This window comes from Aeromonas rivuli, from assembly GCF_020149575.1.
Classification (GTDB): domain Bacteria; phylum Pseudomonadota; class Gammaproteobacteria; order Enterobacterales; family Aeromonadaceae; genus Aeromonas; species Aeromonas rivuli.
The window spans coordinates 1-12,307 of the sequence record NZ_CP079742.1 but is presented as its reverse complement, the minus strand read 5'-3'; the positions used below and the strand labels follow the sequence as shown (position 1 = coordinate 12,307).

Here is a 12,307-nt window from a genome sequence, read left to right as displayed (position 1 = left end):
GACAGCAACAACAGGGAGTGAAAATGAACTTCAGGAGAGCAGATGGCCCATATCTTGGTCATAGATGACGAGGTCCCGATCCGGCGCTTTTTGCGCATCAGCCTGATCGCCGAAGGCCATCAGGTGAGCGAAGCGGCCAGCGTGCAGGAGGGGTTAGCCCAGTATCGTCACCTCAATCCTGACCTGGTCATTCTGGATCTGGGTCTGCCCGACGGCGATGGTCTGACGGTGTTGCAGGCCATTCGGGCCCATCACCCCCACCCTGTCTTGATCCTGTCGGCGCGGGATTCGGAGCAGGAGAAAGTCAGGCTGCTGGATGCGGGCGCCAACGACTACATGAGTAAACCCTTCGGCATTGGGGAGATGATGGCCCGGATCAGGGTACTGCTCAGGCAGCGGGCGGGTGCCAGCAGTGGCGACTGCCGCCACTTCCCCCAGTGCGATCTAACCCTGGAGATAGGCAATCACAGGGTGAGCCTGCGCGGCGAGGAGATCACCCTCTCGCGCAAGGAGTTTGCCCTGTTGCAGACCCTGGTCTGCCACCCGGGAAAACTGGTCTTGCAGACCCAGCTACTCAATGAGATCTGGGGCCCCAGCCACAAGGAAGATACCCACTACCTGCGAATCGTCATCGCCAGCCTGCGCAAGAAGCTGGGGGATAACCCCCAGCAACCCAGCCTGATCGAGACGGAGCCCGGGATCGGCTACCGTTTTATCGGCAGCTGACGTTTCACGTGGAACGTCGTCACAGCCAAGTAAGCAAACCACAACCCCCAAGCAAAAACCCGAGGTCCTGCGCAATCGCAGCCACTGCCAACCCCGGCTGAGCAGCAGAGAGTCGGCCAGTTCGATGAGCATCGAGCTGGATAACCGAATCTGCCTGCTCTCTCCCAGTCAGGCCGCCTGGATCCCCGCGGGCACTCCCCAGTGCTGATGCGTGGCGTGCTCGCCTATCGCGCCTTCTCTTGCACGCCACAGCCCGATCGGCTCAACCGGCTGGCCGAACGGGCAGGTGCCAGTGACAAGAGCACAGGTCACATCTTCATGCGCGATACCGATATGACGTATCAGGCCTGGCGTCAGCAATAGCGCCTGCTACACGCCCTGGCGCTGCTGGCCAAAGCCATGCCCATCAGCCGGGTGGCCACAGCGCTGGGCTTTGCCAGCGGCAGCGCCTTCATCGCTCTCTTCCGCCAACCGACTCAGATGCAGCAACTCAGCTGCGAGGAGAGGTCGACACGGCCGGGCTGATCTCTGTCACCAGGGTATCAAGGGGAAGTTGTCTCAGATTGACCATGGCATCGGCCACCACGGACCGGGAGGCCTGCTGTTGCTGCTCGTGGATCTCTTGCTGCAAACTCGCCAGATCCAGTTCGGGTCTGGCGGCATCATCGGCCATGACAGACAGGCTCAGGGTGCTCAATATCAAGGTAGTGATCAGGCTCTTCATATTCGTTTCTCCGGTGTGAGTCGCTATGACAGCCTGACTATTCCAATTCTCATGCCATAATCACAACATATTGATATTTATATATTTTACTTATAAACCTCATGTTTATAGCCAAGCGGAACTCAATCGTTGTACAAATTTAAGCCACATCTTGGCGAATCTCACCACCAGGGAAATAGGCCAACTTGTTCCACGTGGAACAAGGGATTTTTTCATCGACACCCGCTTTTAAACTGAGCTAATGTGCTACATCCCCGTAGCCGATTTTTGGAAGCGTTACCGAATGGAATTTTCTGTATTCGGCGAGAAGTTCACTCGCCACGCTGGTATCACCCAACTCATGGATGATCTCAATCAGGGGCTGACCAATCCGGACGCCATCATGCTGGGGGGCGGAAACCCGGCCCCCATACCGGCCATGCTGGAGCGCTTCCAGCAGGAGGCACAGACCTTGCTCGACAGTGGTGAACTGATCAAGGCCATGGCCAACTATGATGGTCCCCAGGGCAAAGACAGGTTTACCCACGCATTGGCCAAGCTGCTCAAGGCCGAGCTGGGCTGGGATATCTCGGCTCGCAACATAGCCCTCACCAACGGTAGCCAGACCGCGTTCTTCTATCTGTTCAATTTGCTGGCCGGTGATTTCGCCGATGGCCGCAAGAAGAAGATCCTCTTCCCCCTGGCCCCCGAATATATCGGCTACGGTGACTCCGCCCTTGGGGAGGATCACTTCGTTGCCTACAAGCCAACCATAGAGAAGCTGCCGGATGGCCAGTTCAAGTACCATGTCGACTTCGAGAGTCTGCGTGTAGGGGATGACATAGGTGCTATCTGTGTCTCTCGCCCCACCAATCCGACCGGTAATGTATTGACCGATGAAGAGATAGAGCATCTGGACCAGATCGCCCGCGACAAGGGCATTCCGCTGATCCTCGACAATGCCTATGGGGTACCCTTCCCCGGGATCATCTTCAGCCAGGCCAAACCATTCTGGAACCTCAACACCATCCTCTGCATGAGCCTCTCCAAGCTGGGCCTGCCGGGCACCCGTTGCGGCATCGTCATCGCCGATGAACCCATCATCCAGGCCATCACCAACCTGAGCGGCATCATCAATCTGGCGCCGGGCAGCCTGGGACCGGCATTGACCATACCGCTGATCGAGAGTGGCGAGATCATCAAGTTGAGTGAAGAGGTGGTGAAGCCCTTCTATCGCCAGCGAGCCGACCTGGCCGTCAGCTTGCTGCGCGATGCGATCCCGGACTCACGCTTCCATATCCACAAGCCGGAGGGTGCCCTCTTCCTCTGGCTCTGGTTCGAAGACTTGCCGATCCACTGTCAGGAGCTCTACGAGCGCCTCAAGCAGAAGAACCTGCTGATCGTGCCTGGCCACTACTTCTTCCCGGGCATAGAGGATCCGAGCTGGCGTCACAGTCAGGAGTGCATCCGCCTGAACTATGCCCAGAATGAAGAGCTGGTGCGCCGTGGTGTTGCCATTCTGGCCGAGGAGATCAATGCACTCTATGGGGCCGAGACTCGGGCCAGGGCTGGTTGACCCCGCAACGGACAGACACAAAAAAGGCCTGCAAATATGCAGGCCTTTTCATGACTGGTTGGCTTAACTCGGCAATGTCATTGCGTCAGGTTTGCCGATGGGGATGGCGCGTGGCTTGAGCGCTTCAGGCAGCTCACGGGCCAGGTCGATGGTGAGCAGACCATGCTCGAGTCTGGCCCCCTGCACCTCGACATGCTGGCTCAGCTTGAAGGCCAGCTCGAAGTCACGTTCGGCAATCCCCTGATGGAGGAAGTGGCGATCCTCTTTAATGGCCGCCTTGCGGCCCTTCACCTTGAGGGTGCCCAGTTCGGTTTCAAGCTCCAGTTCGTCTTGCTCAAAACCAGCGACGGCTATGGTGATGCGATAGCTGTCTTGCTCCCGCTTCTCGATGTTGTAAGGGGGATACGCATTCTTCTGCTCATGCAGTGCTTTCAGTTCATGAGCCATGCGATCGAAGCCGACGGCATTGGAATTGAGATGAGATAAATCGAGGTTGCGCATAATCCTATCCTTCTAATAAGCAACAGGTCAGTTTTCAACGAGCCCGGTGACGGCACCCGAACAATTCACAGGGTCTCAACCGTTGATGGCAATCTTGCGCGGCTTCATCGCCTCAGGCACTTCACGCATCAACTCGATATGGAGCAAGCCGTTCTTGAGATCTGCCCCCTTGACTCGCACATAGTCGGCAAGCTGGAAGCGACGCTCGAAACCACGCTCGGCGATGCCCTGGTAGAGATAGTTGCGATCGGTGTCGGCCTGCTTGCTCCCCTTCACGGTCAGGAGGTTCTCCTGGAAGCTCAACTCCAGCTCATCCTGGGTAAAGCCCGCCACCGCCATGCTGATGCGGTAGTCATTTTCGCCCAACTGTTCGATGTTGTAGGGGGGATAACCGGCATTGCCGTTGCTGGCCGCCGACTCAATGAGATTGGCCAGACGATCGAAACCGATAGCAGAACGATAGAGCGGAGAAAAATCGATAGAACGCATAAAAGTATCCTCTTTTGAGCGATAGCTTGCTGTTTGCCCTCCCAGTGGACGGGCACCTGGTCGAAACCTCTAGTGAGCGTTTCAGCCTTATCCTCTATATAAGGTCATCAAATCGGCTTTCAAGAGTCGGTCATAAAAGAAATATCACTTTCCCGTTCAGCAATATTGGCCCGATTGTATCGAATATCGACCCATGGGCCACTGCTGCCGATCCATAGACTCCCCCATACTGGTCGCACATTCACCCATATCACGGAGTCAGCCATGAAGATTACTCAGGTTCGTAATGCCACCCTGCTCATCGACTATGCCGGTACACGCTTCCTCGTGGATCCCATGTTGGCCCCCAAGGGCAGCTATCCCGCCTTCGAAGGAACGGCCAACAGCCATCTGCGCAACCCCTTGGTCGAGCTGCCCCTGCCCATGGCCCAGCTGCTCGATGTCGATGCCGTCATCGTCACCCACGATCACCTCGATCACTGGGATGAGACAGCCCAGCGGCTGATCCCCAAGAGACTGCCTCTGTTCGTGCAGCACCAGAAAGATGCCGAAACCATTCAAGCGGCCGGCTTCGAGGATGTGCGCATCCTGGAAGAGGAGCTGACATTCTCAGGCATCAGCTTGCTCAAGACGGCGGGCCAGCATGGCAGCGATGAGATCATGGGTGCGCTGGGAGACAGGCTGGGTGAGGTGTGTGGCATCATCTTCAACCATCCCCAGGAGAAATCACTCTATCTGGCAGGAGACACCGTCTGGAATCATGATGTGGCCATGAGCCTGCAGCGCCACCAGCCCGAGGTCATCATCCTCAACAGCGGCGATGCCCAGATCCCCGGCCTGGGCTCCATCATCATGAACAAGGAAGATCTCCATGCTGTCTACCAGGCGGCGCCGCAGGCCACCCTGATTGCCAGCCACATGGAGGCGGTCAATCACGCCATGCTATCCCGTGCCGAGCTGAGCGACTTTCTGACAGAGCAGGCAATGACGGACCGGGTGCTGATACCGGCAGACGGTGCAGTGATCCACCTCTAAACAGGAGGGCCATGGCATGCCATGGCCCTTCGACTTTTCCGTCAACCCGCATATGATGGCGCAAAGAGTCGCCAGGGATCCGCCTCATGCCCACCTCTACTTCCACCACAGTGCCGGTCGTCGCCATCCTGGCCTTCAACCACTTCAGCCCCTTCCACTTCTCGGTACCCTGCCTCATCTTCGGTGACAGCATGTTGCCGGGCCCGCCGTTATTCGAGCTCAGGCTCTGCGCCGGTGAATCTGGTCAACTGCGATCTCCCCAAGGCTTCCTCATCGACAGCCTGCTGCCGCTGGCGGCTGTGGCGGATGCCGATATCATCATCATCCCTTTCTGGCGCAACCCGGCCGAGCGTCCAGAGCCCGCGCTGCTTGAAGCCTTGGTCGCCGCCCGAGCGAGGGGCGCTCAGATAGTCGGGCTCTGCCTTGGCACCTACGTGCTCGCCTATGCAGGGATCCTCGATGGCCATAGGGCTGCCACTCACTGGGAGTTTGAACAGGATTTTGTCCAGCGCTTTCCCCGTGTTCAGCTCGATAGCAATGCACTCTACGTGGATGATGATCGGCTGATCTCCTCGGCAGGCACGGCGGCCGGTCTGGACTGTTGCCTGTATCTGGTGCGCCAGCACTATGGCAGCCGCCTTGCCAACAAGCTGGCGCGGCGACTGGTGATCCCGCCCCACAGAGAAGGCGGTCAGGCCCAGTTCATCGAGCGACCCGTGCCAGCATCGACCCAGGATGCCCGCATCAACCAGCTGCTCGATCACTTGCGTACCCATCTGGCGCAGCCCCATACCCTCGACAGCCTGGCCGACCACTGCCTGATGAGCCGGCGCACCTTTACCCGTCGCTTCCAGCAGGCAACCGGTCTATCCGTCGGGGAGTGGTTGCTTGCCGAGCGCCTCAGACGCAGTCAGGAGCTGCTGGAAGCCAGCAGCCACGCCGTAGAGCGCATCGCCGAGCTGGTGGGCTTCAGTACCGCAACCTCCCTTCGCCAGCACTTTCGTGTCCGCTTCGGGGTCTCGCCAAGTGAGTGGCGCCGAACCTTCCGAGGCCGGGATCCGGCGCCCTTGCTCGACAGGGTCTAGGCACTTTCTCACCGCATTGTTCAGCCATTTCGCTGCCCTTTGGCAAACGCCACGCAAACAAAAAGCCGGTCACAGGGACCGGCTTTTTCAGGGTTGCGTTGATGCAACGGGCATTGCTTAGACGTCGAGGTTGGCCACCCGCAGGGCGTTGGTCTCGATGAATTCACGACGCGGCTCGACCGCATCCCCCATCAGGGTGGAGAACAGCTGGTCGGCACCGACGGCATCTTCTATGGTGACGCGCAACATGCGACGCGCTTCCGGATCCATGGTGGTCTCCCACAACTGCTCCGGGTTCATCTCACCCAACCCTTTATAGCGCTGGATGTAGATGCCACGCTTGCCTTCGCCCATCAGCCACTCGACGGCTTCCACGAAGTTGTCGACCGGCTTCACCTTCTCGCCCCGCTTGATGAAACCACCCTCCTCGATGAGGTTGGCGATCTCCTTGCCCAGGGAGACCAGCTGGCGGTACTCATTGGACTGCAGGAAGTCATAGCTGATCGGGTATTCGCGATCGACACCGTGCTGACGTACCACGGCGTGGGGTACGAACAGACGACGCTCTTCGTCACGGCGCACCTGGATCTGGTACTGGATGCCATGGTTGCTCTCGTTGAGCACGAGTTCCATGGCTTGGCACCAGGCCAGCAGATCGCTCTCGCTGGCCAGCAGGACTTCGTTCAACTCAGGCTGATAGATCAGCTGGGTCAGGACGGCATCCGGGGCGCGGCGGGACATGCGCGTGATCAGGTGAGACACGGCACGGTGCTGGTTGACCAGTCGCTCCAGCGCCTCGCCACCGATGGCCGGTGCAGACTCGTTGACGTGCAGGGTCGCACCGTCCAGCGCCATGGCAGTCTGGTACTGCAGCAGGGCGCTCTCGTCTTTCAGATACTGCTCCTGCTTGCCCTTCTTGACCTTATACAACGGCGGCTGGGCAATATAGACATAGCCACGCTCGATGATTTCCGGCATCTGGCGATAGAAGAAGGTCAGCAGCAGGGTACGGATGTGCGCACCATCGACGTCCGCATCCGTCATGATGATGATGTTGTGATAGCGCAGCTTGTCCGGGTTGTATTCGTCACGACCGATGCCACAGCCCAGGGCCGTGATCAGGGTGCCCACCTCTTGGGAGGAGATCATGCGATCGAAACGGGCCCGCTCCACGTTCAGGATCTTGCCCTTGAGCGGCAAGATGGCCTGGTTTTTACGGTTGCGACCCTGCTTGGCGGAGCCGCCAGCAGAGTCCCCTTCCACTATGTAGAGTTCGGAGAGGGCCGGGTCTTTCTCCTGGCAGTCTGCCAGCTTGCCGGGCAGGCCGGCGATGTCCAGCGCGCCCTTGCGACGGGTCAGCTCACGGGCCTTGCGGGCTGCTTCACGGGCACGGGCCGCATCGATGATCTTGTTGACCACGATCTTGGCATCGCCCGGGTTTTCCAGCAGGAATTCGCTCAGCTTCTCACCCATCGCCTGTTCAACGGCGGTCTTCACTTCGGAAGAGACCAGCTTGTCCTTGGTCTGGGAGGAGAACTTGGGATCAGGCACCTTGACCGAGATGACGGCAATCAGACCCTCACGCACGTCGTCGCCACTGGCGGCCGACTTGGCCTTCTTGCTGTAATCCTCTTTGTCCATATAGGTGTTGAGGGTACGGGTCAGTGCGGTACGGAAGCCCACCAGGTGGGTGCCGCCATCGCGCTGGGGAATGTTGTTGGTGAAGCAGTACACCCCTTCCTGATAGGCGTCGTTCCACTGCATGGCGACTTCGACCCCGATACCGTCCTGCTCGGTGGTGAAGTGGAACACCTTCTGGTGGATCGGCGTCTTGTTCTGGTTCAGGTATTCGACGAAGGCCTTGATGCCCCCCTCGTAGCAGAAGTGCACCTCACGGCCATCACGCTCATCTTCGAGGCGGATAGAGACCCCGGAGTTGAGGAAGGAGAGTTCCCGCAGACGCTTGGCCAGAATATCGTAGTGATACAGGGTGTCGCTGAAGATGGTCGAGCTCGGCCAGAAACGCACTTCGGTACCGGTGCCGGACGAGCTGTCGCCGATCTGCTTGAGCGGCGCCTGCGGCTCACCGAGGTGGTAGGTCTGCTCATAGACATGGCCGTTGCGACGAATGGTCAGCAGCAGCTTGTCAGACAGGGCGTTAACTACGGAGACACCCACGCCATGGAGGCCGCCGGATACCTTGTAGGAGTTGTCATCGAACTTACCGCCGGCGTGCAGTACCGTCATGATGACTTCGGCAGCGGATCGACCCTCTTCTTCGTGCATGTCGACCGGGATGCCCCGGCCATTGTCACGCACTGAGACGGAGCCATCGGAATGGATCTTGACCTGGATATCGGAACAGTAGCCAGCCAGAGCTTCGTCAATGGAGTTATCGACGACCTCGAACACCATGTGGTGCAGACCCGAGCCATCGTCCGTATCGCCGATATACATCCCCGGGCGCTTACGGACTGCATCCAGCCCCTTAAGCACCTTGATATTCGAGGAGTCGTAAGTATTTTCACTCATAGCTTACTCTCTGCCTTCTCTAGCGTTTCGGAGATCTTGCCTTGTTCCACGTGGAACAACTTGCAGTCATTCGCATCCATCATGTCTGCGAGCTGGCCGGTATCGATGGCGGTGATAAACACCTGAGTCGCACACTGCTTCAGCCTTGCGGCCAACAGACGGCGTTTGTCGATATCCAGTTCAGAGGCAAAATCGTCAATTAAAAAAATACAGCCACGGCTGCTATGTTGATTCAAATAGAGCCCTTGGGCCAGTCGCATGGCACAGACCAACAACTTCAGCTGACCCCGGGACAAAATATCCTGAGCGGGTACTCCATTCGCCTTGAGGCGCACATCGGCCTTCTGAGGGCCAACGCCGGTATAACCCAGGTTTTGATCCCGCTCGAATCCCGCCGCCAGCAGATCGCCGAGGGGGGTATCCTTCTCCCAGCCGCGATAAAAGCCGAGGCTGATATCGAACTCCGGCAGAAAATCCGCCGTCATCTCCTGGATGAGCGGCGTAATAGCCTGACAATAGCTGGCGCGAAAGCCTGCTAATTCATCACCTAGCCGAGCCAGTTCCTGATCCCAGAATGCCAGCTGGCGATACTGGGTCGCAGTGCGCAGCAGGGCATTGCGCTGCTTGAGCAGCCGCCGTACTCGCCCCCACAAGGAGAAGAATCCCGGCTGCTGGTGAAACACGCCCCAGTCGAGCCAGGCACGACGTGGCTGGGGACCGCCGGTCAGCAGGTCGAAGCCATCGGGATGGATCAACTGCACTGGCAGCAGCTCGGCCAGGTCAGCCAACCGCTGGGCCTGGGCCCCGGCGATCTTGAGCTGGGTGTCGCCGTTTTTTTCCTTGGCCAGACCGATGGGAACGGTGCGCCCGTCGAGCTCGCACTGGGCGAACAAGACAAATCCCTTCTCGCCCTGACGGACAACTCGCCCAGTGAGATGAGTGCGAAAGGAGCGGCCCAGACCAAGGTAGTGAATAGCCTCCAGTACGCTGGTCTTGCCGCTGCCGTTACACCCCACCAGGATATTGAGTCCGGGGGACAGCGTGAGACTGGCTTGCTGGATATTGCGAAAGTCGTTGAGCTGGAGCTTGACCAGGGACACGACTAGATCCGCATCGGCATGACCACGTATTGAGCGTCCTGACTATCAAAATCCTCAATAATGGCACTGCTGATGGAGTCACTCAGGCTGACCCGGATCTGGTCACATTTTAACGTATTCAGCACGTCGAGCACATAGGAGACGTTGAAGCCGATCTCCAGCTCGCTGGCGTCATATTGTACGTCAAGCAGCTCCTCGGCTTCTTCCTGTTCCGGGTTATTGGCGGTGATCCGCAGCAAATGCTGCTGCAAATTGAGACGCACCCCACGGAATTTCTCGTTGGAGAGAATGGCGGCCCGGGAAAATGCCTGACGCAGATCTTCTCGTCCGGCGATCAGGGCCTTGTCGCTGCCACGGGGGATGACACGGCGCCAATCGGGGAAGCGGCCATCCACCAGCTTGGAGGTAAAGATAAAACCATCGAGGGCGGCGCGCAGGTTGCTGCGACCAATCTGCAAGCGTACCGGTTTGTCTTCCGCCTCCAGCAGCCGCACCAGCTCCAGCACCCCTTTACGGGGCAGGATAACCTGATGATCGGGCAGCGAATCTTCCACGACCTCCCGGCGGCAAGTGGCGAGACGGTGACCATCGGTCGCGACGGTGCGCAGGCCGTGGCCCTCGCTCTCGAACAGCATGCCATTGAGGTAGTAACGCACATCCTGGCTGGCCATGGAGAACTGGGTCGCCTCGATCAGTCGCTTCAGCTCCAGCTGACTGATGTCGAATTCGAGCACGGATTCCCAATCTTCGATATTGGGGTATTCGGTCGCCGGCAGGGTCGACAGGTTGAAGCGGGAGCGACCGGAACGAATGATGAGTCGCTCGCCTTCGGTATTGAAGCGTATCTCAGCCCCTTCCGGCAGGCCGCGGCAGATATCGAGCAGCTTGCGAGCCGGCACTGTCGTGCGGCCATCCTGGCTTGCGCCTTCTAGATGGACCTGCCCTATCATCTCGACTTCGAGATCGGTGCCGGTCAGCGACAGCAAGCCATGGCTCACCTCGAGCAGGACATTGCCGAGGATGGGCAGTGTCGGTCGGCCACCCAGGGCGCCGGACACCAGTTGCAGGGGACGTAACAGGGCCTCGCGGCTAATTTCGAGCTGCATCTGTGCTCTCCGTTGTGATTAGGAGGAAAAGATTCGGATCAGGTTGGAATATTCGCGCTGCATCTGTGCACTCCGTTCCGTGATCAGGACGAAAGGGTACGGATCAGGTTGGAATAGTCTTCCTTGATGTCGTGACTCTCCTCCTTCAGCTGCTCTATCTTGCGACAGGCATGAAGGACTGTGGTGTGGTCACGGCCACCGAAGGCATCCCCTATTTCCGGCAAACTGTGGTTGGTCAGCTCCTTGGCCAGGGCCATGGCGAGCTGACGAGGGCGGGCCACCGAGCGGGAACGCCGCTTGGAGAGCAGGTCAGCCAGCTTGATCTTGTAGTACTCGGCCACCGTCTTCTGGATGTTGTCGATGGTCACCAGCTTCTCTTGCAGCGCCAGCAAGTCGCGCAATGCCTCACGCACGAAGTCGATGTTGATGGCCCGGCCGGTGAAGTTGGCGTTGGCGATGACCCGGTTGAGGGCGCCTTCCAGTTCACGGACGTTGGATCTCAGTCGCTTGGCGATAAAGAAGGCGACCTCGTCCGGCAGATGGACCTGGTTCTCGTCCGCCTTGCGCATCAGAATGGCCACCCGGGTCTCCAGCTCCGGCGGCTCGATCGCCACCGTCAGCCCCCAACCGAAGCGGGACTTGAGGCGATCTTCGACCCCGTTGATCTCCTTGGGATAGCGATCCGAGGTCAGGATGATCTGCTGGTTACCTTCCAGCAAGGCATTGAAGGTGTGGAAGAACTCCTCCTGGGAGCGCTCCTTGTTGGCGAAGAACTGGATGTCATCGATGAGCAGGGCATCGACGCTACGGTAATAACGCTTGAACTCTTCAATGGCGTTATTCTGCAGCGCCTTCACCATGTCCTGGACGAAGCGCTCGGAGTGCATATAGATGACTTTGGCATCCTTCTTGCGCTCCTTGATGGCATTGCCAACGGCGTGCAGCAGGTGGGTCTTGCCCAAACCGGTGCCGCCATAGAGGAACAGGGGGTTATAGGCCCCGCCCGGATTATCGGCCACCTGACGGGCCGCCGCACGGGCCAACTGGTTCGACTTACCCTCGACGAAATTCTCGAAGGTGTAGTTTACGTTGGTGTTGCTCTTGTGGTTCGGTTCCGGCTTGGCGGCGTCCTTGCTTTCCCAGCTCTTCTGCAAGTTATTCACAGGCGCGGCACCGCGCACCGGGGCTCTCGCAACGGCGACGGGGTGGGGACGATTGCCTATATCAAAACGCAGGGTGGGGCCATCAACACCACAGATCTCGGTGATGATGCCATTGACCCGGAGCAGGTACTTGTCACGTACCCAGTCCAGGACGAAGCGATTCGGTGCATACAGGGTCAGAGTATTGTCACTCAACTCCGCTTGAAGCGGCCGGATCCACATGCTGAATTCTGCCGAGGGCAATTCATCTTGCAGCCGGTGAAGGCACTGCTGCCATAGCGAAGCAGTCAC

The 12,307-nt window shown here is 58.6% G+C and carries 11 protein-coding genes and 1 pseudogene; 5 read left to right on the top strand and 7 right to left on the bottom strand.

What is annotated here, in order from left to right:
* Positions 1 to 42 precede the first annotated feature (42 nt).
* Both KYK33_RS00060 and KYK33_RS20170 read left to right on the top strand, forming a co-directional pair.
* Positions 43 to 726 carry a response regulator gene (locus KYK33_RS00060; protein WP_042043976.1) on the top strand — a complete coding sequence of 228 codons (684 nt, stop codon included), beginning with the start codon at positions 43 to 45 and terminating at the stop codon, positions 724 to 726.
* Positions 727 to 841: 115 nt separating this feature from the next.
* A pseudogene (locus tag KYK33_RS20170) lies at positions 842 to 1,251 on the top strand (AraC family transcriptional regulator); the annotation flags it as partial.
* Here KYK33_RS20170 and KYK33_RS00050 read toward each other — a convergent pair.
* Complete coding sequence (locus tag KYK33_RS00050; RefSeq protein WP_224431649.1) at positions 1,217 to 1,450, bottom strand: hypothetical protein; 234 nt, start codon at positions 1,448 to 1,450, stop codon at positions 1,217 to 1,219. The pseudogene KYK33_RS20170 and the gene KYK33_RS00050 sit on opposite strands and share 35 nt — an antisense overlap.
* A gap of 283 nt (positions 1,451 to 1,733) precedes the next feature.
* Here KYK33_RS00050 and KYK33_RS00045 point away from each other — a divergent pair, with 283 nt between their 5' ends.
* Positions 1,734 to 3,005: a valine--pyruvate transaminase gene (locus KYK33_RS00045; protein ID WP_224431648.1), complete on the top strand. Its 1,272-nt coding sequence runs from the start codon at positions 1,734 to 1,736 to the stop codon at positions 3,003 to 3,005.
* A 63-nt stretch (positions 3,006 to 3,068) separates the two neighbouring features.
* Here the strand turns inward: KYK33_RS00045 and KYK33_RS00040 are convergent, their stop codons facing one another.
* Together KYK33_RS00040 and KYK33_RS00035 are read right to left on the bottom strand one after the other, a co-directional pair.
* Positions 3,069 to 3,506 carry an Hsp20 family protein gene (locus KYK33_RS00040; RefSeq protein WP_042043982.1) on the bottom strand — a complete coding sequence of 146 codons (438 nt, stop codon included), beginning with the start codon at positions 3,504 to 3,506 and terminating at the stop codon, positions 3,069 to 3,071.
* A gap of 75 nt (positions 3,507 to 3,581) precedes the next feature.
* Positions 3,582 to 3,995 carry an Hsp20 family protein gene (locus KYK33_RS00035; protein ID WP_042043983.1) on the bottom strand — a complete coding sequence of 138 codons (414 nt, stop codon included), beginning with the start codon at positions 3,993 to 3,995 and terminating at the stop codon, positions 3,582 to 3,584.
* Positions 3,996 to 4,259: 264 nt separating this feature from the next.
* Here KYK33_RS00035 and KYK33_RS00030 point away from each other — a divergent pair, with 264 nt between their 5' ends.
* Both KYK33_RS00030 and KYK33_RS00025 read left to right on the top strand, forming a co-directional pair.
* Complete coding sequence (locus KYK33_RS00030) at positions 4,260 to 5,030, top strand: MBL fold metallo-hydrolase (protein ID WP_042043986.1); 771 nt, start codon at positions 4,260 to 4,262, stop codon at positions 5,028 to 5,030.
* An 86-nt stretch (positions 5,031 to 5,116) separates the two neighbouring features.
* The gene (locus tag KYK33_RS00025) at positions 5,117 to 6,115 is read left to right on the top strand and encodes a GlxA family transcriptional regulator (protein ID WP_224431647.1); all 999 of its coding nucleotides are present in this window, start codon (positions 5,117 to 5,119) and stop codon (positions 6,113 to 6,115) included.
* Between the two features lie 117 nt (positions 6,116 to 6,232).
* Here the strand turns inward: KYK33_RS00025 and gyrB are convergent, their stop codons facing one another.
* The 4 genes from gyrB to dnaA form a co-directional block, all read right to left on the bottom strand.
* On the bottom strand, positions 6,233 to 8,647 hold the full coding sequence (gene gyrB, locus KYK33_RS00020; protein ID WP_224431646.1) for a DNA topoisomerase (ATP-hydrolyzing) subunit B: 2,415 nt from the start codon (positions 8,645 to 8,647) through the stop codon (positions 6,233 to 6,235).
* On the bottom strand, positions 8,644 to 9,747 hold the full coding sequence (gene recF, locus KYK33_RS00015; RefSeq protein ID WP_224431645.1) for a DNA replication/repair protein RecF: 1,104 nt from the start codon (positions 9,745 to 9,747) through the stop codon (positions 8,644 to 8,646). The genes gyrB and recF overlap by 4 nt, the downstream gene beginning before the upstream one ends.
* A 2-nt stretch (positions 9,748 to 9,749) precedes the next feature.
* Positions 9,750 to 10,853 (bottom strand): DNA polymerase III subunit beta, encoded by a 1,104-nt coding sequence (gene dnaN / locus KYK33_RS00010; protein ID WP_042043994.1) that lies wholly within the window; start codon positions 10,851 to 10,853, stop codon positions 9,750 to 9,752.
* A gap of 83 nt (positions 10,854 to 10,936) precedes the next feature.
* Entirely contained in the window at positions 10,937 to 12,307 is a 1,371-nt protein-coding gene (dnaA, locus tag KYK33_RS00005; protein WP_005893135.1) for a chromosomal replication initiator protein DnaA, read from the bottom strand.